Source organism: Variovorax sp. Root318D1 (assembly GCF_001424835.1).
Classification (GTDB): Bacteria; Pseudomonadota; Gammaproteobacteria; order Burkholderiales; family Burkholderiaceae_C; genus Variovorax.
In genome coordinates this window covers 37,990-60,682 of the sequence record NZ_LMCQ01000024.1, presented here as the reverse complement: position 1 = coordinate 60,682, position 22,693 = coordinate 37,990, and the positions used below count along the sequence as shown (strand labels likewise).

At 68.0% G+C, this 22,693-nt stretch carries 20 protein-coding genes and 1 riboswitch; of the genes, 17 read left to right on the top strand and 3 right to left on the bottom strand.

Features of this window, described 5'->3' with window-relative positions:
* Window positions 1–49 precede the first annotated feature (49 nt).
* From ASC78_RS23090 to ASC78_RS23075, 4 genes are all read left to right on the top strand, one after another.
* On the top strand, window positions 50–1,648 hold the full coding sequence (locus tag ASC78_RS23090; RefSeq protein WP_055806920.1) for a S41 family peptidase: 1,599 nt from the start codon (window positions 50–52) through the stop codon (window positions 1,646–1,648).
* A 146-nt stretch (window positions 1,649–1,794) separates the two neighbouring features.
* Window positions 1,795–2,991, top strand: coding sequence for a nucleoside hydrolase (locus ASC78_RS23085; RefSeq protein WP_055806917.1), 1,197 nt, complete (start codon window positions 1,795–1,797; stop codon window positions 2,989–2,991).
* A gap of 121 nt (window positions 2,992–3,112) precedes the next feature.
* Complete coding sequence (locus tag ASC78_RS23080; protein ID WP_055806914.1) at window positions 3,113–3,958, top strand: amidohydrolase family protein; 846 nt, start codon at window positions 3,113–3,115, stop codon at window positions 3,956–3,958.
* Complete coding sequence (locus tag ASC78_RS23075) at window positions 3,945–4,940, top strand: tripartite tricarboxylate transporter substrate binding protein (protein WP_055806911.1); 996 nt, start codon at window positions 3,945–3,947, stop codon at window positions 4,938–4,940. Before ASC78_RS23080 ends, ASC78_RS23075 begins: the two co-directional genes overlap by 14 nt.
* Before the next feature lie 83 nt (window positions 4,941–5,023).
* Here the strand turns inward: ASC78_RS23075 and ASC78_RS23070 are convergent, their stop codons facing one another.
* Together ASC78_RS23070 and recQ are read right to left on the bottom strand one after the other, a co-directional pair.
* Window positions 5,024–5,920, bottom strand: a complete 897-nt coding sequence (locus tag ASC78_RS23070) for a LysR family transcriptional regulator (protein ID WP_055806909.1) — start codon at window positions 5,918–5,920, stop codon at window positions 5,024–5,026.
* Window positions 5,921–5,933: 13 nt separating this feature from the next.
* A complete protein-coding gene (gene recQ / locus ASC78_RS23065) occupies window positions 5,934–7,829 on the bottom strand; it encodes a DNA helicase RecQ (RefSeq protein WP_055806906.1) in 1,896 nt (631 codons plus the stop codon).
* Window positions 7,830–8,122: 293 nt separating this feature from the next.
* Between recQ and ASC78_RS23060 the strand changes: the two genes are divergently transcribed.
* The 12 genes from ASC78_RS23060 (at window position 8,123) to ASC78_RS23005 (ending at window position 21,039) form a co-directional block, all read left to right on the top strand.
* Window positions 8,123–9,091, top strand: coding sequence for an ABC transporter substrate-binding protein (locus ASC78_RS23060; protein WP_055806904.1), 969 nt, complete (start codon window positions 8,123–8,125; stop codon window positions 9,089–9,091).
* Window positions 9,072–9,950, top strand: coding sequence for an ABC transporter permease (locus ASC78_RS23055; protein WP_055806901.1), 879 nt, complete (start codon window positions 9,072–9,074; stop codon window positions 9,948–9,950). The genes ASC78_RS23060 and ASC78_RS23055 overlap by 20 nt, the downstream gene beginning before the upstream one ends.
* Window positions 9,950–10,735 carry an ABC transporter ATP-binding protein gene (locus ASC78_RS23050; RefSeq protein ID WP_055806898.1) on the top strand — a complete coding sequence of 262 codons (786 nt, stop codon included), beginning with the start codon at window positions 9,950–9,952 and terminating at the stop codon, window positions 10,733–10,735. Before ASC78_RS23055 ends, ASC78_RS23050 begins: the two co-directional genes overlap by 1 nt.
* Before the next feature lies 1 nt (window position 10,736).
* Window positions 10,737–11,474, top strand: a complete 738-nt coding sequence (gene hutC / locus ASC78_RS23045) for a histidine utilization repressor (RefSeq protein WP_055806896.1) — start codon at window positions 10,737–10,739, stop codon at window positions 11,472–11,474.
* A gap of 59 nt (window positions 11,475–11,533) precedes the next feature.
* Window positions 11,534–13,084, top strand: a complete 1,551-nt coding sequence (hutH, locus tag ASC78_RS23040) for a histidine ammonia-lyase (RefSeq protein WP_055806893.1) — start codon at window positions 11,534–11,536, stop codon at window positions 13,082–13,084.
* A gap of 31 nt (window positions 13,085–13,115) precedes the next feature.
* Window positions 13,116–14,852: a urocanate hydratase gene (hutU, locus tag ASC78_RS23035; RefSeq protein WP_055806890.1), complete on the top strand. Its 1,737-nt coding sequence runs from the start codon at window positions 13,116–13,118 to the stop codon at window positions 14,850–14,852.
* A 136-nt stretch (window positions 14,853–14,988) separates the two neighbouring features.
* The gene (locus tag ASC78_RS23030; protein WP_082517637.1) at window positions 14,989–15,561 is read left to right on the top strand and encodes a HutD/Ves family protein; all 573 of its coding nucleotides are present in this window, start codon (window positions 14,989–14,991) and stop codon (window positions 15,559–15,561) included.
* 22 nt (window positions 15,562–15,583) lie between these two features.
* Complete coding sequence (gene hutI / locus ASC78_RS23025) at window positions 15,584–16,810, top strand: imidazolonepropionase (RefSeq protein WP_055806887.1); 1,227 nt, start codon at window positions 15,584–15,586, stop codon at window positions 16,808–16,810.
* Window positions 16,807–18,192: a formimidoylglutamate deiminase gene (locus ASC78_RS23020; RefSeq protein ID WP_055806884.1), complete on the top strand. Its 1,386-nt coding sequence runs from the start codon at window positions 16,807–16,809 to the stop codon at window positions 18,190–18,192. The genes hutI and ASC78_RS23020 overlap by 4 nt, the downstream gene beginning before the upstream one ends.
* Before the next feature lie 4 nt (window positions 18,193–18,196).
* Complete coding sequence (gene hutG / locus ASC78_RS23015) at window positions 18,197–19,021, top strand: N-formylglutamate deformylase (protein ID WP_055806881.1); 825 nt, start codon at window positions 18,197–18,199, stop codon at window positions 19,019–19,021.
* A 48-nt stretch (window positions 19,022–19,069) separates the two neighbouring features.
* Entirely contained in the window at window positions 19,070–20,119 is a 1,050-nt protein-coding gene (locus ASC78_RS23010) for a homocysteine S-methyltransferase family protein (RefSeq protein ID WP_055806878.1), read from the top strand.
* An 86-nt stretch (window positions 20,120–20,205) separates the two neighbouring features.
* Entirely contained in the window at window positions 20,206–21,039 is an 834-nt protein-coding gene (locus ASC78_RS23005; RefSeq protein WP_055806876.1) for an SH3 domain-containing protein, read from the top strand.
* Here the strand turns inward: ASC78_RS23005 and ASC78_RS23000 are convergent, their stop codons facing one another.
* Window positions 21,040–21,957 carry a LysR family transcriptional regulator gene (locus ASC78_RS23000; protein ID WP_055806873.1) on the bottom strand — a complete coding sequence of 306 codons (918 nt, stop codon included), beginning with the start codon at window positions 21,955–21,957 and terminating at the stop codon, window positions 21,040–21,042.
* 104 nt (window positions 21,958–22,061) lie between these two features.
* Here ASC78_RS23000 and ASC78_RS22995 point away from each other — a divergent pair, with 104 nt between their 5' ends.
* The gene (locus ASC78_RS22995; protein WP_055806871.1) at window positions 22,062–22,517 is read left to right on the top strand and encodes a PACE efflux transporter; all 456 of its coding nucleotides are present in this window, start codon (window positions 22,062–22,064) and stop codon (window positions 22,515–22,517) included.
* Between the two features lie 48 nt (window positions 22,518–22,565).
* A riboswitch (S-adenosyl-L-homocysteine riboswitch) is annotated at window positions 22,566–22,671 on the top strand.
* Window positions 22,672–22,693 lie beyond the last annotated feature (22 nt).

Here is a 22,693-nt window from a genome sequence, read left to right as displayed (position 1 = left end):
GCAAACAAAAAAACCCGGTCCGCCGCGGCGGACCCTGAGGAGGGGCTCGATGAACTCAGGCAAGGCGAACGCGCGGGAGGTGCCGCGTTCCACCGCATCGGCCACGGCCGTATTCGTGCTGGCCTGCGCGGCCCTCGTCCTTGCGGGCTGTGGAGGCGGTGGTGGCGGCGGAGGAGGGGGCGGCGCGTTCCCGATCATTGCGCCAACCGCCATTGCACCCCCGGCCAGCAGCGGCGACGACGACGCCATTCTTGCCTCGTCCACCGTGGCGGGCTTGTGCGCCGCGCCGCGCGGCGGCATCAATCCCGAAACCGGGCTGGCCTACCCCGACAAGTCCGGCACCCTGACCGACGAGAAGCGCTGGGTGCGCGGCTGGATCGACGAAACCTATCTCTGGTATGGCGAGGTGCCGACCACGCTCAAGGCGGCCGACTACGCCACGCCGGTTGCGTATTTCAGCGTGCTCAAGAGCCCGCTCGTCACCGCATCGGGCCGCGCGAAGGACCGCTTTCACTACGTGTACGACACCGAGCGCTATCGGCAGCTGTCGCAGAACGGCGTGGCGCCGGGCTACGGCATGGAGTTCGCGTTCGTGCGCAACTCGCGCCCGCGCGATCTGCGCATCGCATTCACCGAACCCGGCTCGCCCGCGGCAGCCGCGGGCATCTCGCGCGGCGCGAAGGTGCTCGAAGTCGACGGCGTCGACGTGATCGACGGCACCAATACCGCGGTCATCAACCGCGGCATCTCGCCCACCACCATCGGCGAGTCACACACCTTCAAGCTGCAGGAAGGCGGCGCCACGCGCACCGTGACGCTGGCGGCCGCGAGCGTCACGCGCACGCCGGTGCAGAACGTGAAGACCATCGACACCGGCAGCGGCCGCGTGGGCTACCTGCTTTTCAACGACCACATCACGACTTCGGAAGCGCAGCTCATCGACGCAATCAACCAGTTGAAGGCCGGCGGCGGCATTCAGGACCTCGTGCTCGACATGCGCTACAACGGCGGCGGCCAGCTCAACATCGCGAGCCGGCTCGCCACGATGGTGTCGTCGTCCGGCGCCACTTCCGGCAAGACCTTCGAGCGCCTCGTCTTCAACGACAAGAACCCGTTTCGCCTGACCGCGGCCCAGTCGATCATTCCGTTCTACGGCACCAGCCGCAACGGCGCGCCGCTGCCGGGGCTCGGCCTTTCGCAGGTCACGGTGCTGGTCGGGCCCGACACCTGCTCAGCGAGCGAATCGGTCGTCAACGGCCTGCGCGGCATCGACGTCAAGGTCAATCTCGTCGGAGGCGCCACCTGCGGCAAGCCCTACGGCTTCTTCCCGCAGGACAACTGCGGCACCAGCTACTTCGCGATCCAGTTCCAGGGCGTCAACGCCAAGGGCTTCGGCGACTACGGCGATGGCTTTGCACCCGACTGCAGCGTGGCCGACGATTTCGACCACGCACTCGGCGACCCTGCCGAGGCACGTCTGGCGGCTGCGCTGGCGATGCGCAGCGGCGGCGCGTGCCCGGCCTCGAGCTCGGCCAAGACCCAGCCGGGGCTCGAGAAATCCGGAGCAGCCGACGAGCAGCCCTACCTGCTTCATCGCACGCCGCTGCGGGAAATCCGGCTGCTCGAACCCGCGCCCGCGCCGGGCTGAGCGGCCGCGGCCTCCACCGCCGTTACCCCTTGAAACCTTGCCTTTCTCCACGCCCGTGGCATGCGCTTTAGAGTCCTAGCAAACGTTTGCGCAAACGTTTGGCATTTAGTTCTACATCAAGCAAAACCACTCGAAAAGGAGCCGGGATGAAGATTCGGATTCAGCGACGCAAATGGATGGCGGCGGCTTTGCTCGCCACGGTGCTCTCGGCTTGCGGTGGTGGCGGCGGGGACGGCAGCAGCGGCATTGGGCTAGCCCCGGGCTTCGGCGCGGCACCGCCGCCGGCGCAGAAGATCATCATCGACAGCGACTACAACACCATGAGCGACGACGGCCAGCTCGGCGTGATGGCCGCGCAGCTGCAGGCGTCGGGCAAGGTGCAGGTCATGGGCATCAGCGTGGTGTCGGGCAACCAGTGGCTCAAGCAGGGCGTGGCCGATGCGCTGAAGTCGGTCGAGCGGCTGGGCGTGGGCGACCGCATCGGCATCTATGCGGGTGCGAACTACGCGTTCAACCACGACTACGCGACCATCGAGGCCGAGATGGCGGCCGGCTCCGGCGGCGACGGCTACCTGGGCGCCTGGAGCTCGCCAGAGCCCAAGAGCGATGCCGACCTGAAGCCCTCGCCCGACGGCTTTGCCACGCATACGCCGGTGCAGGGCAAGAGCGCGGTCGACTTCATCGTCGACACGGTGAAGGCCAACCCCAACGAGATCACCATCCTGGCCATTGGCCCGCTCACCAACATCGCGCTCGCGGTCAAGCAGAACCCCGAGATCGTGCCGCTGATCAAGAGGATCATCTACATGGGCGGCGCCATCGACGTGGCGGGCAACACCACCAAGTTTGCCGAGTTCAACTGGTGGTTCGATCCCGACGCCGCGCAGTTCGTGGTGCGGCTGCCGATTCCGCAGGTGGTGGTGCCGCTGGACGTGACCGACACCGTGTTCCTCACCAAGCCCATCTACGACCGCATTGCGCATACGGCCAAGCCGACGGCCGTGACCGAGGTGTTCAGGCAGCTCAACGGCTATGGCTTCAGCGGCACCAATGGCTTCGAGAACAACCCCAGCTACACGCAGAACATCTGGGACACGCTCACGCTCGCCTACCTCATCGATCCGAGCTACGCCACGCAAACGGTGGAGCGCTATGTCGACGTGGTCGCCAAGCCCGGCGCCGCCGACAACGGCCGCTCCATCGGCTACAGCTCGCAGCCCGCGGGGCCCACGCTGCAGAAGATGACGGTGGTGAAGAAGTTCGACAACGCGCGATTCTTCGAGCTGTATGTCGACCTGCTCACGCGGCCGGTGCCGATCACGCTGCCTGCCGCGACGAACTGAGTGTCATAAGCCGCGCTTATCCAAACGCAACCAGGAGACGCATTCCCAACAGGTTTTGCCTTGCGGATACTCGCCCACGTTCGCTCCCGAACGCACAACGATTCCGACCGAGACAAGCGCCGTGCCCCCTGCCGCCATCACAGCCATCGACAGCCATGCCCATGTGTTCGCGCATGGGCTGCCCTTGGCGGCGGCGCGCCGGCATGCACCCGACTACGAGGCCACGCTGGCCGAATACCTGGCGCTGCTCGACGCGCACGGCGTCTCGCATGGCGTGCTGGTGCAGCCCAGCTTCCTGGGCCTGGACAACAGCTTTTTGCTCGGCGCCCTGCGCGCCTGCCCGGGGCGGTTGCGGGGCGTGGCGGTGGTCGACCCGACCGCGGACGACGCCATGCTGCATGCCATGGCCGAGGCCGGCATCTGCGGCATCCGCCTCAACCTCGTGGGCCTGCCGCTCCCCGATTTCTCCAGGCCCGAGTGGCACCGGCTTTTCGCCCGCGCGCGGGCGCTCGGCTGGCATGTGGAACTGCACCGCGAATCCCGCGACCTGGCACTCGCAGCGCAGGCCGTGCTCGATGCCGGATGCGCGCTGGTGGTGGACCATTTCGGCCGGCCCGCGTCGGCGCCGGCCACCGCCGATGAAGGATTTGCGTGGCTGCTCGGCGCCGCAGCCAGCGGGCGCATCTGGGTCAAGCTGTCGGCCGCCTACCGAAACTGGCCCGCGGCAACGACCGGCACCGCCGCGCGCGATGCCGCCCGCGCGCTGCTGAAAGCCTTCGGCCCCGGGCGCCTGGTGTGGGGCAGCGACTGGCCTCACACCCAGCACCGCGAGGTCGCGAACTACGCCGCCACGCACGCGGCGCTGGCCGACTGGGTGCCCGACGAAACGGCACGCCGGCGCATCCTGGTCGACACGCCCGCGCAATTGTTCAAGTTCAAAACCGGAGACATCAATGACGACCAATGAGCTCTCGCGCGCACGCCTGCTGCGCGCCATTCCCCGTGCCCTTGCGGGCGCGGCTCTGTTGCTGGCCGGGCTTTCAGCGCACGCCGGCGCGTGGCCGGAAAAGCCCGTGAGGCTGGTCGTGAGCTATCCGCCGGGCGGCACCGTCGATGCGGTGGCGCGCATCATCGCGCCCAAGCTCTCGGCGAAGCTCGGCCAGCCAGTGGTGATCGACAACCGCGGCGGCGCCGGCGGTGCCATCGGCGGCGACCTGGTCGCCAAGAGCGCGCCCGACGGCTACACCGTGATGCTCGACGCCTCCAACCACGCCCAGAACCCTGCGCTGCGCAAGATGCCCTTCGACACCTTGCGCGACCTGGCGCCGGTGTCGCTGCTGGTGAAGGTGCCCAACGTGCTGGTGGTGAATCCGTCGGCGCCGATGAAGAGCGTCGCCGACCTGATCGCCCAGGCCAAGGCGAAGCCGGGCGGCATCAACTACGCCTCGTCGGGCAATGGTTCGGCGCAGCATCTGGCCGGCGAGTTGTTCGCCTCGATGGCCGGCGTCCAGATCACGCACGTGGCCTACAAGGGCGGCGGTCCGGCGCTCACCGACGTGATGTCGGGGCATGTCCCCGTGTTCTTCGCCAGCCTGGCGTCCAGCCTGCCCTTCATCCAGGGCGGCAAGCTGCGCGCGCTGGCCGTGACCGGCAAGACGCATTCGCCTGCATTGCCGCAGCTGCCCACAGTGGCCGAGGCCGGCCTGCCCGGCTACGAGGTCTACGAATGGAATGCGGTGTTCGTGCCGGCCGGCACCCCCGCGCCCGTGGTGGAGCGGCTGTCGAAAGAGTTCGCCGCCACGCTCAAGGACCCCGAGGTGCGCACCCGGCTCGAAGCGCTCGGCGCCGAGGTGATCGGCTCCAGCCCGGCCGAGCTCGACAGCTTCCGCCGTGCCGAGATCGCCAAGTGGACCCGGCTCGCGAAGGACAACAAGATCCAGGTGGACTAGGCCGGCGCCGGGCCGCTCCCAAGCAGGCCTGCGGCCCCCTCGGGGGGAAGCGAGGACACGAAGTGCCGGAGCGTGGGGGTCAACTAGGCCGGCGCCGGGCCGCTCCCAAGCAAGGCAGCGAAAGCGTCGGCGAACGTCGGGCGCGAGCGCGCCAGCCACAGCGCCGACAACTCGAAGGCCGGCAGTCCTGCGCCGTCGCGCACCTCGGCATAGCGCACGCCCTCGTGCCGAAGCGCGCGTACCGAGCGCGGCAGCAGCGACCAACCCAGGCCCGCCGCCACGCAGGCCAGCACCGTCAGCGTGCGGTTGGCGTCCTGCACCACCCGCGTCTCGTGGCCCGCGCGGCGCAGCGCGCCGAGCAGCTGGGCGCGCAGGGCGGGAATCTGTTCTTCCGGAAACCACACCAGTCCGTGCCGGGCGATATCGGCGAGCGACACGCATCCGTCGTCGGCCAGCGGCCAGTCGGCCGGCAGCGCGGCGACCATCGCCTCCTCGCCCAACCGCAATTCATGCACCCGGGCGGTAACCGACACCGGGGGATGCAGCAGCGCGATGTCGATGCGGCCGCCCTCCAGCGCCGCCACCTGCTCGGCATTGCTCATTTCGCGCAGCACCACGTCGAGCTGCGGATGTTCGGCGCGCAGCCGGCGCAACGCGTTCGGCAGCACCTCGTAGACCGCATGCGTCACGAAACCCACGGTCAGCCGGCCCGCACGCCCGGCGCCCATGGCCCGCGCGCGTTCGGCCGCCGTGTCGCTGTAGGCGAGGCTGGCGCGCAGGTCGTCGATCACCGCGAGGCCGGCCTCCGTGAGCGTGGCGCCGCGGCGCGTGCGGGTGAACAGGCGCGTGCCGATCTCCTGCTCCAGCCGGTTCAGCGTTTGCGTGAGCGCCGGCTGTGCCAGGCCGAGCCGCTCGGCAGCCCGCGTGAGACTGCCCGCCTCGGCGACCGCGACAATGCAGCGCATCTGGCGGGTGTCCATGGCCGCGCCCGTGTCAGAACGCCTTGCAGACCCGCAGCACCTCGGCGCCGTAAGCCTCGAGCTTCTTGGTGCCGATGCCGCTGATGCCCTGCAGGTCTTCGAGCGTCGCCGGTGCGCGCTCGGCAATCGACGCCAGCGTGGCGTCGTGGAAGATCACATAGGCCGGCAGGTTGTGTTCCTTTGCCACCTCGGCGCGCCAGGCTTTGAGCGCCTCGAAGCGCTTCTTGCCGGTGTCGTCGAGCTTGGCGGCAGCCGGCGAAGGCGCGCCCTTGGCGACCTTTTCGCGGCGGGGCTTGCGCTCCGCCGGTGACGAGATGGATTCGCGCAGCGTCACGTTCGATTCGCCCTTGAGCACCGCGCGCGAGCCTTCGGTGAGCTTCAACGTGTTGAAGGCTTCCGCATCGACAGCCAGCGCGCCCGTGGCGATGAGCTGGCGCAGCACGCCGCGCAGCTGCACTTCGCTGAACTCCGCGCCCAGCCCGAAGGTGCTGATGCGCTCGTGCCCGAACTGCTTCACCTTCTCGGTTTCCTTGCCGCGCAGGATGTCCATGATGTGGCCAGCGCCAAAGCTGATGCCGCTCAGCTGCTGCACCCGGTAGATGGTGGAGAGCAGTTTGCGCGCGGCGTCGGTCCCATCCCACACCTGCGGTGGGTTCAAGCAGTTGTCGCAATTGCCGCAGGGGGTGCTCTTCTCGCCGAAATAGCCCAAGAGGCGCACACGCCGGCAGTCGCTTGCCTCGGCCAGCGAGAGCAGCGCATCGAGCTTGCCGCGCATCACCTGCTTGAACTCTTCGCCGGCCGGGCTCTCGTCGATCATGCGGCGCTGGTTCACCACGTCCTGCAAGCCGTAGGTCATCCACGCATCAGCCGGTGCGCCATCGCGGCCCGCGCGGCCTGTTTCCTGGTAGTAGCCCTCGATGTTCTTGGGCATGTCCAAGTGGCCGACAAAGCGCACGTCGGGCTTGTCGATGCCCATGCCGAAGGCGATGGTCGCCACCATCACGATGCCTTCTTCGCGGAGGAACCGGTCCTGATGCCGCTGGCGCACCGCCGCATCCAGGCCGGCGTGGTAGGGCAGCGCATTGATGCCTGCACCCTGCAGCATCACGGCGACGTCTTCCACGCGCTTTCGAGATTGGCAATAGACCACGCCCGCATCGCCTTCGTGCTCGCGCTCGATGAAACGCAGCAGCTGCGTGGTCGCGTCCTTCTTCTCGACGATGGTGTAGCGGATGTTCGGCCGGTCGAAGCTGGAGACGAACTGGCGCGCCTCCTCGAGCTGCAGCCGCTCGACGATGTCGGCGCGCGTGAGCGCATCGGCGGTGGCCGTGAGCGCAATGCGTGGCACGCCCGGGTAGCGCTCGTGCAGCACCGTGAGTGCGCGGTACTCGGGCCGGAAGTCGTGGCCCCACTGGCTCACGCAATGCGCCTCGTCGATCGCGAACAGCGAGAGCTTGCCGCGCTCCTTAAGCGAATCGAGCTGCGACAGAAAGCGCGGCGTGTTCACGCGCTCGGGCGCCGCGTACAGCAGCGTGATCTCGCCGCGCAGCATGCGGCGCTCCACGTCCTGCGTCTGTTCCCAGTCGAGTGTCGAATTCAGGAAAGCCGCGTTCACGCCGGCCTCGTGCAGCGCGCCGACCTGGTCGTGCATCAGTGCGATCAGCGGCGAGACCACCACCGACACGCCACGCCCCGCGCGTTGCCGCGCAATGGCCGGGATCTGGTAGCACAGCGACTTGCCGCCGCCCGTGGGCATCAACACCAAGGCATCGCCGCCTCCCACCACGTGATTGACGATCTCCTGCTGCGGCCCGCGGAACTGGGAGTAGCCGAAGACTTCATGAAGGATGTCGGCGGGTGCGCTGCTGCTGCCGGGGGCGTCGAGGGGGAGGGGAGCGAGCGAGGACACAGGCAGCGGTGCGAAGGGCGGGGATGGGCTGGGAAAGAGGGAGACGTCGATTGTCCCCCACCCACCCGGATATGACTGTGGCATGAGGTTTGCAAAGGTGAAGGCCGTCCCGCCACCCTTCCTGTATAGACAGCAATCTGGTGCATTTTCCTGAAGGATGCACCGGAAATGGTCCTTCCGGGTTATCCTGTATATACAAGTTGGGGCGCTTGGCAACAATGCGAGGTTCGTGCGGCCCGGTCACCGGAGCGCATCGCCGAGCTTTTTCCCAGAGAACAGAACCAGGAGTACCCATGGTCAAGACGGTAGTTGTGAAATTCGCCTCCCTGCTGGCCGCAGGCGCATGTGCAGCCGGCATGGCTGGAACGGCCGCCGCGCAGGAAACAAAAATTGCGCTCGGCATGTCCGGCTGGACCGGCTTCGCGCCGCTCTCGCTGGCCGACAAGGCCGGCATCTTCAAGAAGAACGGGCTGGACGTCGAACTCAAGATGATTCCGCAGAAGGACCGCCATCTGGCCCTGGCCTCGGGCGCCATCCAGTGCGCGGCCACCACGGTGGAAACGCACGTGGCCTGGAACGCCAACGGCGTGCCCATCGTGCAGATCTTCCAGATGGACAAGTCCTACGGCGCCGACGGCCTCGCGGTGCGCAACGACGTGAAGGGCTTTGCCGATCTCAAGGGCAAGACCATCGGCGTGAGCGCCCCCGGCACCGCGCCTTACTTCGGCCTGGCCTGGATGCTCAACAAGAACGGCATGACGCTGAAGGACGTGAAGCTGGTCTCGCTCGAGCCGCAGCCCGCCGCCCAGGCCTTCGTGGCCGGCCAGAACGACGCCGCCATGACCTACGAGCCCTACCTGTCGACCGTGCGCGCCAACCCCACCGCCGGCAAGATCCTGGCCACCACGCTCGACTACCCGATGGTGATGGACACCGTGGGCTGCGCGCCCACCTGGCTCAAGGCCAACGCCAAGGCCGCGCAGGCGCTCACGCAGTCGTACTTCGAGGCACTCGAAATGATCAAGGCCGACCCGGCCAAGGCCAACGAACTCATGGGCTCGGCTGTGAAGCAGACCGGCGAGCAGTTCGCCAAGTCGTCGGCCTACCTGCGCTGGCAGGACAAGGCGGCCAACCAGAAGTTCTTTGCGGGCGAACTCACCAGCTTCATGAAGGAAGCCACTTCCATCCTGCTGGAAGCCGGCGTGATTCGCAAGGCGCCTGAAGACTACGCGGCGATGTTCGATGCAAGCTTCGTCAAGTAAGGCCCTGCCGCAGGTGCCGCCGCGTTCGGCGGCGCCCGCACCGGCCGTCTCCCCCCAAGCCGCTGCGCCCGCGCGGCGCCGTTCGTTCGCGCCGCTCGAGCCCATCAGCGGGCGCGCCCGCGTACTGCTCGGGCTAGGCTTCTTCGTGGCCTTCGTGCTCGTGTGGTCCATCGCCACCATCGGCGGTTTCGTGCCGCCGACCTTCCTCGCCAGCCCGCCGGCCATGCTCAAGGAAGGCTGGATGCTCTTTGCGGAGTTCGGCTTCATCGGTGACGTGGGCATGACCGTGTGGCGTGTGTTCGGCGGCTTCCTGCTGGCGGCCGTGCTCGCGGTGCCGCTCGGCATCGCCATGGGCACGTGGAAAACCGTCGAGGCCTTCTTCGAGCCCTTCGTCTCGTTCTGCCGCTACCTGCCTGCGTCGGCTTTCATCCCGTTGCTCATCCTGTGGGCGGGCCTGGGCGAGATGCAGAAGCTGCTGGTGATCTTCATCGGTTCGTTCTTCCAGATCGTGCTGATGGTGGCCGTGACCGTCGGCGGCGCGCGGCGCGACCTCGTCGAGGCGGCCTACACGCTGGGCGCCAAGAGCCGCGGCATCGTGGCGCGCGTGCTCATTCCGGGTGCCGCACCCGGCATTGCCGAAACGCTGCGCCTCGTGCTCGGCTGGGCCTGGACTTACGTGATCGTCGCGGAACTCATCGGCTCCTCGTCGGGCATCGGCCACATGATCACCGACAGCCAGGCGCTCCTGAACACCGGGCAGATCATCTTCGGGATCATCGTGATCGGCGTCATCGGGCTGGTGTCCGACTTCGCTTTCAAGGCGCTGAACCGCCGCATGTTTGCTTGGGCTGCGCTGTGATGACGAACAACCAACTCTCCATCCAGGGCGTGTCGCGCGTCTTCACCGGCACCAAGGGGCAGAGCACGCAGGCGCTGCTGCCCATCGACTTCGAGGTGAAGGAGAACGACTTCGTCACCATCCTCGGCCCCTCGGGCTGCGGCAAGTCGACGCTGCTGCGCATCGTCGCGGGGCTCGACTTTCCGACCACCGGCCAGGTGATGCTCGACGGCGAGCGCATCGAAGGCCCGGGCGCCGACCGCGGCGTGGTGTTCCAGAGCTACACGCTGTTCCCATGGCTCACGGTGGCGCAGAACATCCGCTTCGGCCTGCGCGAGCGCGGCATGAGCGAAGCCGACCAGAAGGAGCGCAGCGAGTTCTTCATTGCCAAGGTGGGCCTGCGCGGCTTCGAGAATCACTTTCCGAAGCAGCTCTCGGGCGGCATGCAGCAGCGCACGGCCATTGCGCGCGCGCTCGCCAACGACCCCAAGATGCTGCTGCTGGACGAGCCCTTCGGCGCGCTCGACAACCAGACGCGCGTGCTGATGCAGGAGCTCTTGCTCGGCATCTGGGAGTCGGCTCGCAAGACGGTGCTGTTCGTCACGCACGACATCGACGAGGCGATCTTCATGGCCAACCGCGTGGCGGTGTTCAGCGCGCGGCCCGGCCGCATCAAGACCGAGATCGCAGTCGACTTTCCGCATCCGCGCAGCTACACCATCAAGACCTCGCCGGAGTTCATGGACATCAAGGCGCGGCTGACGGAAGAGATTCGCGCCGAATCCATGGCTGCGGTAGAACACTGACATGAAACGCGACCTGCCGTCCCTCGCGCTCTATGCGCAAGTCAAGGATCACATCTCCCGCAAGATCCAGGACGGCACCTGGCCGGCCGGCCACCGCCTGCCGTCCGAAAGCGAACTGGTCGCGCAGTTCGGCATCTCGCGCATGACGGTGAACCGCGCGCTGCGCGAGCTGATGGAGCAGGGCCGCATCGTGCGCGTGGCCGGCGTCGGCAGCTTCGTGGCCGAGAACAAGCCGCAGTCCACGCTCCTGCAGATTGCAAACATCGCAAGCGAAATCCGCCAGCGCGGGCATGACTACCGCTGCGAGATGCTCGCCGTGGAGCGCGTTGCCGCATCGCCCGACGTGGCGGCCTGGCTCGACATGCGCGCGGGCACCTCGGTGTTCCACAGCGTCTGCCTGCACCTGGAGAACGACACGCCGGTGCAGCTCGAAGAGCGCTACGTCAATCCGCTGGTGGTGCCCGATTTCCTCGAGCAGGATTTTGCCGCCGTACCGCCCAGCGAGTACCTGGTGCGCAACGTGCCCTTCGACCAGATCGAACACGTCGTCGATGCCGTGCTGCCCACTGCGGAGCAGGCGAGCCGGCTCGCGATGGAGCCCACCGACCCCTGCCTGCTGCTCACGCGCCGCACGTGGACGCGCAACACGCCGGTCACCTGGGTGCGCTGCCTGCATCCCGCGTCGCGCTACAGCCTGGGCAGCCGCTTCAAAGCCGACGGCAACCCCAGCTTCGGCTGATTTTTTCGTCACGGAAACCGAAGGTTTTCTCTCGCAACCACTTGTATAGACAGGTTCACATGCCAAGCAATCACACAACCGCCACTCTGACCCTCACGCCCGGCAAGGTGGACCTCGCGATGCTGCGCCGCATTCAGGCTGGCGGCGTGCGGCTGGCGCTCGACCCTTCCGTGCAAGAAGGCATGGCGCGCGCCGAAGCGGCGGTGCGCCATATCGTCGACAACGACCAGGTGGTGTACGGCATCAACACCGGCTTCGGCAAGCTCGCGAGCACGCGCATCGGCAACGACCACCTCGCCGACCTGCAGCGCAACCTCGTCCTTTCGCACAGCGTGGGCACTGGTGAGGCGCTGGCCGCGCCCGTCGTGCGCATGGTGCTGGCCACCAAGGCCGTGAGCCTGGCGCGCGGCCATTCGGGCGTGCGGCCCGCGCTGGTCGATGCATTGCTGGCCTTGTTCAATTCGGGCGTCATGCCGCGCATTCCGTGCAAAGGTTCGGTCGGCGCCTCGGGCGACCTCGCGCCGCTCGCGCACATGGCTTGCGTGCTCATCGGCGAGGGCGAGGCGACCACGGCTGATGGCACAGTGGTCAGCGGCGCCGAGGCCATGCGCCTTGTTGGCCTGGAGCCCTTCGTGCTCGGTCCCAAGGAAGGCCTGGCGCTGCTCAACGGCACGCAGGTGTCGACCGCGCTCGCGCTCGCCGGCCTGTTCGGCGCAGAGGACGTGTTCGCCTCGGCCTTGATGTCGGGTGCGCTCTCGCTTGAAGCCATCCAGGGTTCGATCAAGCCTTTCGATGCGCGCATTCACGCAGCGCGCGGCCAGCCGGGACAGATCGCGGTGGCCGGCGCCGTGCGCACGCTGCTCGAAGGCAGTGAGATCGTGCCCTCGCACGCCGACTGCGGCCGCGTGCAAGACCCGTATTCGGTGCGCTGCATCCCGCAGGTGATGGGCGCCTGCCTCGACAACCTCGCGCATGCCGCACGCGTGCTGGTGATCGAGGCGAATGCCGCATCGGACAACCCGCTGGTGTTCACTGACACTGGAGAAGTGATTTCGGGCGGCAACTTTCACGCCGAGCCCGTGGCCTTTGCGGCCGACATCATCGCGCTGGCCGTGAGCGAAGTCGGCGCCATTGCAGAACGCCGCATCGCGCTCCTGCTCGACACCGGCCTCTCGGGACTACCGCCTTTCCTGGTGCACGACGGTGGCCTGAACTCGGGCTTCATGATCGCGCAGGTCACGGCCGCGGCCCTAGCATCGGAGAACAAGTCGCTCGCGCATCCCGCCAGCGTCGACAGCCTGCCGACCTCGGCCAACCAGGAAGACCACGTGTCGATGGCCACTTTTGCGGCGCGCCGTCTGGGCGACATGGTCAACAACACCGCAGTCGTCGTGGGCATCGAAGCCATGGCGGCCGCGCAAGGCATCGAACTCAAACGCGGGCTCAAGAGCTCGCCGCTGGTCGAAGCCGAATTCGCGAACATCCGCCGAAAGGTCGCCTTTCTCGAACGCGACCGCTACCTCGCGCCCGACATCGAAGCCATGCGCCAGTGGGCGCTGAAGGCCGAGATGCCGGCCGCGCTGCTGGACATCCTGCCCAGCCATTCGTAAGAACCGACATACCGATTAGGAGAACCGATCCATGAACGCTCCGGAAAAATTCGCGCTGAACGCCAACAACAACTCCGACGCCACCGATCCGCGCCACGACCCCACGCGCGTGATCCGTGCTCCGCGCGGCAGCACGCTCAACTGCAAGAGCTGGCTCACCGAAGCGCCGTTCCGCATGCTGCAGAACAACCTCGACGCCGAGGTGGCCGAGCGCCCGCAAGACCTCGTGGTGTACGGCGGCATCGGCCGTGCCGCGCGCAACTGGGCCTGCTACGACCAGATCCTTGCGTCGCTGAAAGAACTCAACGACGACGAGACCTTGCTCATCCAGTCGGGCAAGCCGGTGGGCGTGTTCAAGACGCACGAGAACGCACCGCGCGTGCTGCTTGCCAATTCGAACCTCGTGCCCAAGTGGGCCAACTGGGAGCACTTCAACGAACTCGACCGCCAGGGCCTCTTCATGTACGGCCAGATGACCGCTGGCAGCTGGATCTACATCGGCAGCCAGGGCATCGTGCAGGGCACCTTCGAGACTTTTGTCGAAGCCGGCCGACAGCACTACAACAACAGCCTCGCGGGCAAGTGGATCCTCACGGCCGGCCTCGGCGGCATGGGTGGCGCGCAGCCGCTCGCGGCCACGCTCGCGGGTGCGGTGTCGCTCAACATCGAGTGCCAGCAGACCAGCATCGACTTTCGCCTGCGCACGCGCTATGTCGACAAGCAAGCGCGCGACATCGACCATGCGCTCGAACTCATCCAGCAGCACTGCGACGCGAAGGAAGCCGTGTCGATCGCGCTGCTCGGCAACGCGGCCGACATCCTTCCGGAGCTGGTGAAGCGTGCGAAGGCCGGCGGTATCAAGCCCGACCTCGTGACCGACCAGACGTCAGCGCACGATCTGATCAACGGCTACCTGCCTTCGGGCTGGAGCGTTGCGCAATGGCAAGCCGCGATGAAGGACGCCTCGCAGCACGATGCGCTCAAAACCGCGGCCGCCAAGTCGTGCGCCGTGCACGTGCAGGCCATGCTCGACTTCCAGGCCATGGGCATCCCTACGGTCGACTACGGCAACAACATCCGCCAGGTCGCTTTCGACGAAGGCGTGAAGAACGCGTTCGACTTTCCGGGTTTCGTGCCGGCCTATATCCGTCCGCTGTTCTGCGAAGGCAAGGGCCCGTTCCGCTGGGTGGCGCTCTCGGGCGACCCGGAAGACATCTACAAGACCGACGCCAAGATCAAGGAGCTGTTCCCCGAGAACACCCACACGCACCGCTGGCTCGACATGGCGCGCGAGCGCATCGCGTTCCAGGGCCTGCCCGCGCGCATCTGCTGGCTCGGTCTGGGCGAGCGCCACATCGCGGGCCTGGCCTTCAACGAGATGGTCAAGAACGGCGAACTCAAGGCGCCCATCGTCATCGGCCGCGACCATCTGGACACCGGCTCGGTTGCCAGCCCCAACCGTGAGACCGAAGCCATGAAGGACGGCACCGATGCGGTGAGCGACTGGCCGCTGCTCAACGCGCTGCTCAACACCGCGGGCGGGGCCACGTGGGTGAGCCTGCATCATGGCGGCGGTGTCGGCATGGGCTACTCGCAGCACTCGGGCGTGGTCATCGTTTGCGATGGCACCGATGCCGCCGCCAAGCGCATCGAGCGCGTGCTGTGGAACGACCCGGCCACCGGCGTCATGCGCCACGCCGATGCGGGCTATGACATTGCGGTGGCCACTGCGAAGAAGCAGGGGTTGAACCTGCCGATGGTGCGATGACGCTCGTATTTCTCCCTCCCCTTCCGGGGGAGGGCCGGGGTGGGGGCACGACGGCCTTTACCCTCGCGCAGCGCTCATTGGGCGCTACCCCCATCCCAGCCTTCCCCCAGAGGGGGAAGGAGCAAGAGACCCCGTCATGAAGAACGTGCGGCGTTTCTCGCGCGTCTCCCTGCCGGCCACGCCCTGGAAGAACGGCGGCGGCACCACGCAGGAAATCGTCAGCTGGCCCCAAGGCGTCGGGCTCGACGGCTTCGGTTGGCGCGCAAGCATCGCGACCATCGCGGCGGCTGGACCTTTCTCCCTATTCGCGGGTGTCGACCGCAGCATCATGCTGCTCGAAGGCGACGGCGTGCGGCTGTTCACGCATGACGGGCGCGTGGAGCACCGGCTCGACGTGCCCCATCGGCCCTTCGCATTCAGCGGCGACGACGCGATCGATTGCACGCTGCTGGGCGGTGCCTCGAATGATTTCAATGTGATGACGCGACACGGCCACTGGCGCGCCGACGTGCAGGTGCTGGACCACGCATCGGCGATAGAGAGCGCACCGCATGGCGTGCTGCTGGCGCTGCGCGGCGCATGGCGCTTGAACGACGAGGCATGCGCCGAAGGCGAGGGGCTGCACTGGGCTGACGCGGCCCTGGCCTGGCGCGCAGTTCCGGAGAGCGAAGACGCGCGGCTGGTGGCGGTTCGCATCGTGTCGGCGTAACCTGCGAAAAAGAAAGAGGACGATGAAACCCGCCAACGAATATCCATCGGCAGACGGGCTCTGGACCGGTCTGCGGCTTGCAACCGACGCGGGCGTCGAAGCCGCCATCGCGGTGACGGACGGCATGATCCGCTGGGTCGGCGCCCGCGATGTGCTGCCCGCCGAGTTTGCCGCCCTCGCGCCGCACGACGGCGGCGGCGCACTCGTCACGCCGGGCCTGGTCGATTGCCACACGCACCTGGTCTACGGCGGCCAGCGCGCCAACGAGTTCGCGATGAGGCTTGCCGGCGCCACCTATGAAGAAGTGGCAAAGGCCGGCGGCGGCATCGTCTCGTCAGTGCGCGCCACGCGCGAAGCCGACGAAGACACGCTCTTCAGAGAAGCCGCGCCGCGGCTCGAGCAGCTGCTGGCCGATGGCGTGTGCGCCATCGAGATCAAGTCGGGCTACGGCCTGTCGCTGGAACACGAGCGCAAGCAGCTGCGCGTGGCGCGGCGGCTTGGCGACGCGTACGGCGTCACCGTGCGCACTACGTTCCTCGGCGCGCATGCGCTGCCGCCCGAATACGCAGGCCGCAGCGGCGACTACATCGACCTTGTCTGTGATCAGATGCTGCCCGCGCTCACGGCCGAAGGGCTGGTCGACGCGGTGGACGTGTTCTGCGAACGAATCGCCTTTTCGCTCGCGGAAACCGAGCAGGTCTTCAAGGCCGCGAAGGCGCTCGGCCTGCCGGTCAAGCTGCATGCCGAGCAGCTCTCCGACATGGGCGGCGCCGCGCTGGCCGCCCGCTACGGCGCGCTCTCGTGCGACCACATCGAACACCTGTCGGCCGAAGGCATCGAGGCCATGCGCCAGTCGGGCACCGTGGCCGTGCTACTGCCGGGCGCCTACTACACGCTGCGCGACACGCACCTGCCGCCCATCGAGGCGCTGCGCGCTGCCGGCGTGCCGATGGCCGTGTCGACCGACCACAACCCCGGAACCTCGCCGGCACTGAGCCTGCTGTTGATGATGAACATGGCATGCACGCTGTTCCGCCTCACCGTGCCCGAAGCGCTGGCCGGCGTCACGGTGCATGCGGCCCGCGCACTGGGCCTTCAACAAACACACGGCGTGATCGCCGAAGGCATGCCCGCCAACTTCGTGCTGTGGAACGTGCGCGAAGCAGCCGAACTCGCCTACTGGTTCGGTCAGCGGCCGGTGCGCAGCATCGTGCGCCAAGGCCGCATCGCCGTGGGAGCCGCAGCATGACGCGCACACTGTTCGCGGCTGATGCATTGCTGCCCGGCGGCTGGGCCAGCAACGTTCTCTTGTCGTGGAACGATGCCGGCCAGCTCACGCAGGTGCAGTCCTCCGCGCAGCCTGTCTCCAGCGCACAGGTGGCAAACGGCCCCGTGATCCCCGGCATGCCCAACCTGCATTCGCATGCCTTCCAGCGCGCCTTTGCAGGCCTCACCGAGCACCGCGCCGAGCAGCAGGACAGCTTCTGGAGCTGGCGCACGCTGATGTACCGCTTTGCCGCGCGCCTGGGCCCGCAGCACATGGAGGCCATTGCCACCTGGCTCTATGCCGAGATGCTCGAGGCGGGCTACACCAGCGTGTGCGAGTTCCAGTATGTGCACCACGACACCGACGGCCGCCCCTACGCCGACGATGCAACGCTGAGCCTCGCATTGCTGCGCGCCGCGCAAACGGTGGGCATCGGCTTCACGCTGCTGCCCGTGCTCTACCAGACCAGCGGCTTCGGCGGCCTGCCGCCCAATGAAGGGCAGCGCCGCTTCATCCGCTCGACCGATTCGATGCTGCGCCTGCTCGACACGCTCAAGCCCGCTTGCGATGCAGCGGGCGCGCGGCTCGGGCTGGCGCCGCACTCGCTGCGCGCCGTGCCGCCCGATGCGCTGCGCGAAGCCGTGGCGGGACTCGAGGCCATCGACCGCAGCGCGCCCATTCACATCCACATTGCCGAGCAGACCAAGGAAGTCGACGACTGCGTGGCGTGGAGCGGCCAGCGTCCGGTGGCCTGGCTGCTCGACCATGCGCCGGTCGATGCGCGCTGGTGCCTCGTGCATGCCACGCACATGGACGCGGCCGAATACGCAGGCGGCGCAAAGAGCGGCGCGGTGGCCGGCCTGTGCCCGACCACCGAAGCGAATCTGGGCGACGGCATCTTCGATTTCCCGGCATGGCGTCACCATGGCGGCGCCTGGGGCGTGGGCTCCGACAGCCATGCCACGGTCAACGCGGCGGAAGAGTTGCTGATGCTCGAATACAGCCAGCGCCTGGGCAAGCGGCAGCGCAACGTCGGCGCCAGCGCGGCGCAGCCGCACGTGGCCACCGCCCTCACGCTCGAAGCGGTGCGCGGCGGCGCGCAGGCATCGGGCCGGGCCATCGGCGGTCTGGCGGTGGGGGAGCAAGCCGACTTTGTCGTGCTCGATGCCGCGCAGCTCGCGCTGCAGGGCCTCGCCGCGCCCGACATGCTGTCGTCGCATGTCTTTGCCAGCCACCGCACGTCGGCCATCGACGCCGTCTGGGTGTCCGGCCGACCGCGCGTCGTGGCGGGCCGCCACGCATTTCACAACGAGGCCGCCGCCGCATTCGTCGCGGCGCGCAGCCAGCTTCTTCTGGAAAATTGAGCCCATGAGCTTCACCACCACCGAACCGCCGTTCCGCTTTCGCCAGGGCACTCGTCCCTTGCTGATCTCGATGCCGCATGTCGGCACCTACGTGCCGCCCGCGCTCGCCGCCCGCTTCACGGAAGAGGCGCGCCACGTGCCCGACACCGACTGGCACCTCGAGCGGCTCTACGACTTTGCCGACGAACTCGGCGCCTCGGTGCTCGTCGCCACGCATTCGCGCTACGTGATCGACCTGAACCGTCCGCCGGATGGCGCCAGCCTGTATCCGGGCCAGAGCGTCACCGGCCTCTGCCCTATCGACACCTTCGACGACACGCCGGTCTACGCATCCAGCGACGAGCTGCCGGGCGACGAAGAAATCGCCGCGCGGCGCGACGCGATCTGGCGGCCCTATCACCAGCAGCTGCAGGCCGAACTCGATCGCCTGAAGGCCGCGCACGGCACCATCGCGCTGTGGGACGCGCACTCGATCCGTTCCGTGCTGCCGCGCTTCTTCGAGGGCAAGCTGCCCGACCTGAACCTGGGCACAGGCAACGGCACGAGCTGCGACCCGGCGCTGGCCGCCACGCTGCTCGATATCGCCAAGTCGGCCGAATCGGCCACCGGCTACACCGGCGTGCTCAACGGCCGCTTCAAGGGCGGCCACATCACGCGCCAATACGGCAACCCGGCCGCCGGGGTGCATGCGGTGCAGCTGGAGATGACGCAGTCGAGCTACATGCAGGAGACGCTGCCCTTCGACTACCTGCCTGATGTGGCAGCCGGCGTGCAGCCGCACGTGCGGCGCATGATTGAAGCGGTGCTGGCCTTCGTCGAACGCCGCTAAAGCACCGACGGCCGCCAAGGGCAGCCCCGCTTCCTACAATCAGGGGCTATGAAGCCCGTCATCTACACCCGCGGCCAGGCACTCGCCGGCATCCTCGAAAAGCGCATCGCCATCCTCGACGGCGCCATGGGCACGATGATTCAGCGCTTCAAGTTGACCGAAGAGCAGTACCGCGGCGAGCGCTTCAAGGATTTCGAGCGCGACGTGAAGGGCAACAACGAGCTGCTGTCGCTCACGCGGCCCGACGTGATCCGCGACATCCACGAGGGCTACCTCGCGGCGGGCGCAGACCTGATCGAGACCAACACCTTCGGCGCGACCACCATCGCGCAGGAGGACTACAAGATGGCGCATCTCGCGCGCGAGATGAACCTCGAGTCGGCCAAGCTCGCGCGCGCGGCCTGCGACAAGTTCAGCACGCCCGACAAGCCGCGCTTCGTGGCCGGCGCCCTGGGCCCGACGCCCAAGACCGCGAGCATCAGCCCCGACGTGAACGACCCCGGCGCGCGCAACGTCGACTTCGAGCAGCTGCGCGCGGCCTATTACGACCAGACCGAGGCGCTGGTCGAAGGCGGTGCCGACGTGATCCTGGTCGAGACGATCTTCGACACGCTCAACGCCAAGGCCGCGCTGTTCGCGGTGGACGAGTATTTCGACAACAGCGGCCAGCGCCTGCCGCTGATCATCAGCGGCACAGTGACCGACGCGTCCGGCCGCATCCTCAGCGGCCAGACCGTGACCGCGTTCTGGCACAGCGTGCGCCATGCGCAGCCGCTGGCCGTGGGGCTCAACTGCGCGCTGGGTGCAGCGCTGATGCGACCCTACATCCAGGAACTGGCGAAGGTGGCGGGCGACACCTTCATCAGCTGCTACCCGAACGCAGGCCTCCCCAATCCGATGAGCGAAACCGGCTTCGACGAGACCCCCGACGTCACTTCGCGGCTGCTGCACGAGTTCGCGGCCGAAGGGCTGGTGAACATCGTCGGTGGCTGCTGCGGCACCACGCCGGACCACATCGCGGCCATCGGCAAGGCCGTGGCGCCGGTGCCCGGACGGTTGTTGAACAACAGCGCCGGCTTCTACCGCGAAGCAGCCTAGCTGCATTCGACCACGGGCTTCGCGCTCCCGGCTGATTGACGGCACCTTTCCCGCCGCCTAGGCTGGCGGCGCAAGGAAGCCTATTCATGAACTACACATTTCCCATGCGCTGGATCGGCGTCGGCGCGGTTGCGCTGGCCCTGCCGCTCGCAGCGGCAGCGCAACAGGCCTTCACGCGCGGCGCCGTCAATTTGCGGGCCGGCCCCTCGGGCGACTATCCGCTGGTGGCGCGGCTCGCGCCGGGCCAGCCGCTGGACGTGCTCGGCTGCACCGGGGGCTACAGCTGGTGCGACGTGGTGCTGCCCGACGGCGGACGCGGCTGGGTCTGGGCCAGGAGCCTGGACTACGCCTACCAGGAGCGGCGCGTACCGCTGGCGACCTATGGGGCGGTGATCGGCGTGCCGATCGTGACCTTCGTGATCGGCAGCTACTGGGCCGACTACTACCGCGACCGGCCCTGGTATGGCGAACGGCGCTGGTGGGGCGGCCGGCCGCCGCCTCCACCGATGCCCGGTTGGCGACCACCGCCGCCGGTGCGTCCCGCCTGGCAACCCAAGCCATGGCCTGGCCCTGGTTTCAAACCCGCACCGGGGCCCGGCGTCCGACCGCAACCAGGGCCGGGCTACCGCGCCCCGCAACCCGGTCCCGGCTACCGCGCGCCGCATCCGGGCCCTGGCTACCGCGCGCCGGCGGACCCCGGCTTCAAGCCGCCGCGGCCGCAGCCGTCCGTCAGGCCCGGCCCACCGCCTGGCCAGCCACAAATGCATCAGCGCGGCGGGCGGCCTGAGGCCGGCGGAGGCGGGCGCGCGCATGGCGGTGGTGAAGGCGGCGGCAAGGGTGGAGGCCATGGCGGGGGTCACGGCGGCGGTGGCGGCGGTGGCGGCGGTGGCAAGGGCGGTGGCCACGGCCATCGCGACTAGCTAACCGGGGGCCGCAAGGCCCGCCGCGGCCTGCCGGTCGCGCGCAATCAGCGCCACGAAGCGCTGCGCCCCCAGGCCCAGCGGCCGCTCGCGCGACCACACCACGTCGACCCACAGGTCCAGCCCGTTGCTGAGGTTCTCGAACGGAATCTCGACCAGGGCGCCCGCGGCCACGTGGGGCTTGGCAAAGTTGCGCGGCAGCCAGCCCCAGCCGAGGCCGGCGGTGATCAGGCTGAGCGCGGCCAGCGCGTTGTCGGTGCGCCAGACGTGGCGCGCGAACACGAAGCGCGGGTCGCTCGTTGCCAGGTCGCGCCCCGCCACGACGATCTGCCGGGTGTTCGTGAGGTGTTCTTCGCGCAGGCGCTCGCCGGCGGCCGCCAGCAGCACGGGGTGATGCGGAGCCATCACGGCCACCATGGTGTCGCTGCCCACTTCCTGGAAACCTTCGCGCCCGTCGAGGCTCGGGCGCTCGAACACCAGCGCCAGTTGCGCGCGGCCGCTGTGCAGCAGCGCCAGCGCGTCGGCTTGGGGGGCGGCCAGCACCTCGACCTGCAGCAGCGGATATTCCTCGGCCAGCGCGGCCAACGGTCCGCTCCAGGGTGCGGCGAGCAGCTCGGGCGCAATCGCCAGCGTGAGGCGGTTTTCGAGCCCTTGCGTGAGCGCCAGCGCCTGAACCTGCAATTGCTTGAGCTGGGCGGCCAAAAGCCTCGCCTGGGGCTCCAGCGAACGGGCGGCGGCGGTCGGCTGCGGCTCGCGGCCGATGCGATCGAAGAGGGGCAGGGCCAGCTCGGCCTCGAGGTTGGCAATGGCCATGCTCACGGCCGAGGGCACCTTGTGCAGCGCCCGCGCCGCGGCGGAAAAGGAGCCGTGGTCGATCACGGCCAGGAAGACTTCGACGTTGTCGCTGGAGAAGGCCACGGCCGCACCTCATCTATCAATAAAGCTGAAACAAGTTAACTTTTTATATCAGCAAACAACAAATAAAGTCCAGCCATCGCCTTCATTCGCAGAGGAACAGAGCCATGCAGGGGTTTCAGCGTCGCGTCGTCTACATCACCCTTTACGAAGGGATCGCCATCGTGGCCGCCAGCGCCGGCCTGGCGCTGATGACAGATGCCGGGCTCGGCCATTCCGGCGTGCTGGCGGTGGCCGCCTCGGTCATTGCGGTGATCTGGAACCTGGTTTTCAACGCCCTGTTCGAGCGTTGGGAGTCGCGCCAGGTGGTGCGCGGGCGCAGCGTGCGCCGCCGCGTGGTGCATGCCATCGGCTTCGAGGGCGGGCTGATCGCCTTCCTGGTGCCGCTTTTTGCCTGGGGCCTGGGCGTGTCGCTTTGGCAGGCACTGGTGATGGACCTGGGGCTGGTGGTGTTCTTCCTGGTCTACACCTTCGTCTTCAACTGGGCCTTCGACCGGGTGTTCGGGCTGCCGGCTTCGGCCGCGCCTCGGGGGCCAGCATCCGTGGCCGGACAGGGGGCCTGAACGCCCCTGGCGGCCGCGGCCCTTGCCGCAGCCGGTAAAATTGCGCTCCCTTCCAAGGAGCGTTGCAGCGGCGGCCCGCATCAAGAGGCCCGCCGTCAGGCTTGGAAGGCGCCCCGTCGGCCGGGGCGCAAGCCGCAAACGACGCTCACCTGACGTTTTTTCCTGCACAGGTGAGC

Excerpts from the sequence above, each read along its gene's own strand:
- ASC78_RS23090 (WP_055806920.1), top strand. The coding sequence starts at position 50 with ATGAACTCAGGCAAGGCGAACGCGCGGGAGGTGCCGCGTTCCACCGCA.
- ASC78_RS23085 (WP_055806917.1), top strand. The coding sequence starts at position 1,795 with ATGAAGATTCGGATTCAGCGACGCAAATGGATGGCGGCGGCTTTGCTC.
- ASC78_RS23075 (WP_055806911.1), top strand. The coding sequence starts at position 3,945 with ATGACGACCAATGAGCTCTCGCGCGCACGCCTGCTGCGCGCCATTCCC.
- ASC78_RS23070 (WP_055806909.1), bottom strand. The coding sequence starts at position 5,920 with ATGGACACCCGCCAGATGCGCTGCATTGTCGCGGTCGCCGAGGCGGGC.
- ASC78_RS23060 (WP_055806904.1), top strand. The coding sequence starts at position 8,123 with ATGGTCAAGACGGTAGTTGTGAAATTCGCCTCCCTGCTGGCCGCAGGC.
- ASC78_RS23055 (WP_055806901.1), top strand. The coding sequence starts at position 9,072 with ATGCAAGCTTCGTCAAGTAAGGCCCTGCCGCAGGTGCCGCCGCGTTCG.
- ASC78_RS23050 (WP_055806898.1), top strand. The coding sequence starts at position 9,950 with ATGACGAACAACCAACTCTCCATCCAGGGCGTGTCGCGCGTCTTCACC.
- hutC (WP_055806896.1), top strand. The coding sequence starts at position 10,737 with ATGAAACGCGACCTGCCGTCCCTCGCGCTCTATGCGCAAGTCAAGGAT.
- hutH (WP_055806893.1), top strand. The coding sequence starts at position 11,534 with ATGCCAAGCAATCACACAACCGCCACTCTGACCCTCACGCCCGGCAAG.
- hutU (WP_055806890.1), top strand. The coding sequence starts at position 13,116 with ATGAACGCTCCGGAAAAATTCGCGCTGAACGCCAACAACAACTCCGAC.
- ASC78_RS23030 (WP_082517637.1), top strand. The coding sequence starts at position 14,989 with ATGAAGAACGTGCGGCGTTTCTCGCGCGTCTCCCTGCCGGCCACGCCC.
- hutI (WP_055806887.1), top strand. The coding sequence starts at position 15,584 with ATGAAACCCGCCAACGAATATCCATCGGCAGACGGGCTCTGGACCGGT.
- ASC78_RS23020 (WP_055806884.1), top strand. The coding sequence starts at position 16,807 with ATGACGCGCACACTGTTCGCGGCTGATGCATTGCTGCCCGGCGGCTGG.
- hutG (WP_055806881.1), top strand. The coding sequence starts at position 18,197 with ATGAGCTTCACCACCACCGAACCGCCGTTCCGCTTTCGCCAGGGCACT.
- ASC78_RS23010 (WP_055806878.1), top strand. The coding sequence starts at position 19,070 with ATGAAGCCCGTCATCTACACCCGCGGCCAGGCACTCGCCGGCATCCTC.
- ASC78_RS23005 (WP_055806876.1), top strand. The coding sequence starts at position 20,206 with ATGAACTACACATTTCCCATGCGCTGGATCGGCGTCGGCGCGGTTGCG.
- ASC78_RS22995 (WP_055806871.1), top strand. The coding sequence starts at position 22,062 with ATGCAGGGGTTTCAGCGTCGCGTCGTCTACATCACCCTTTACGAAGGG.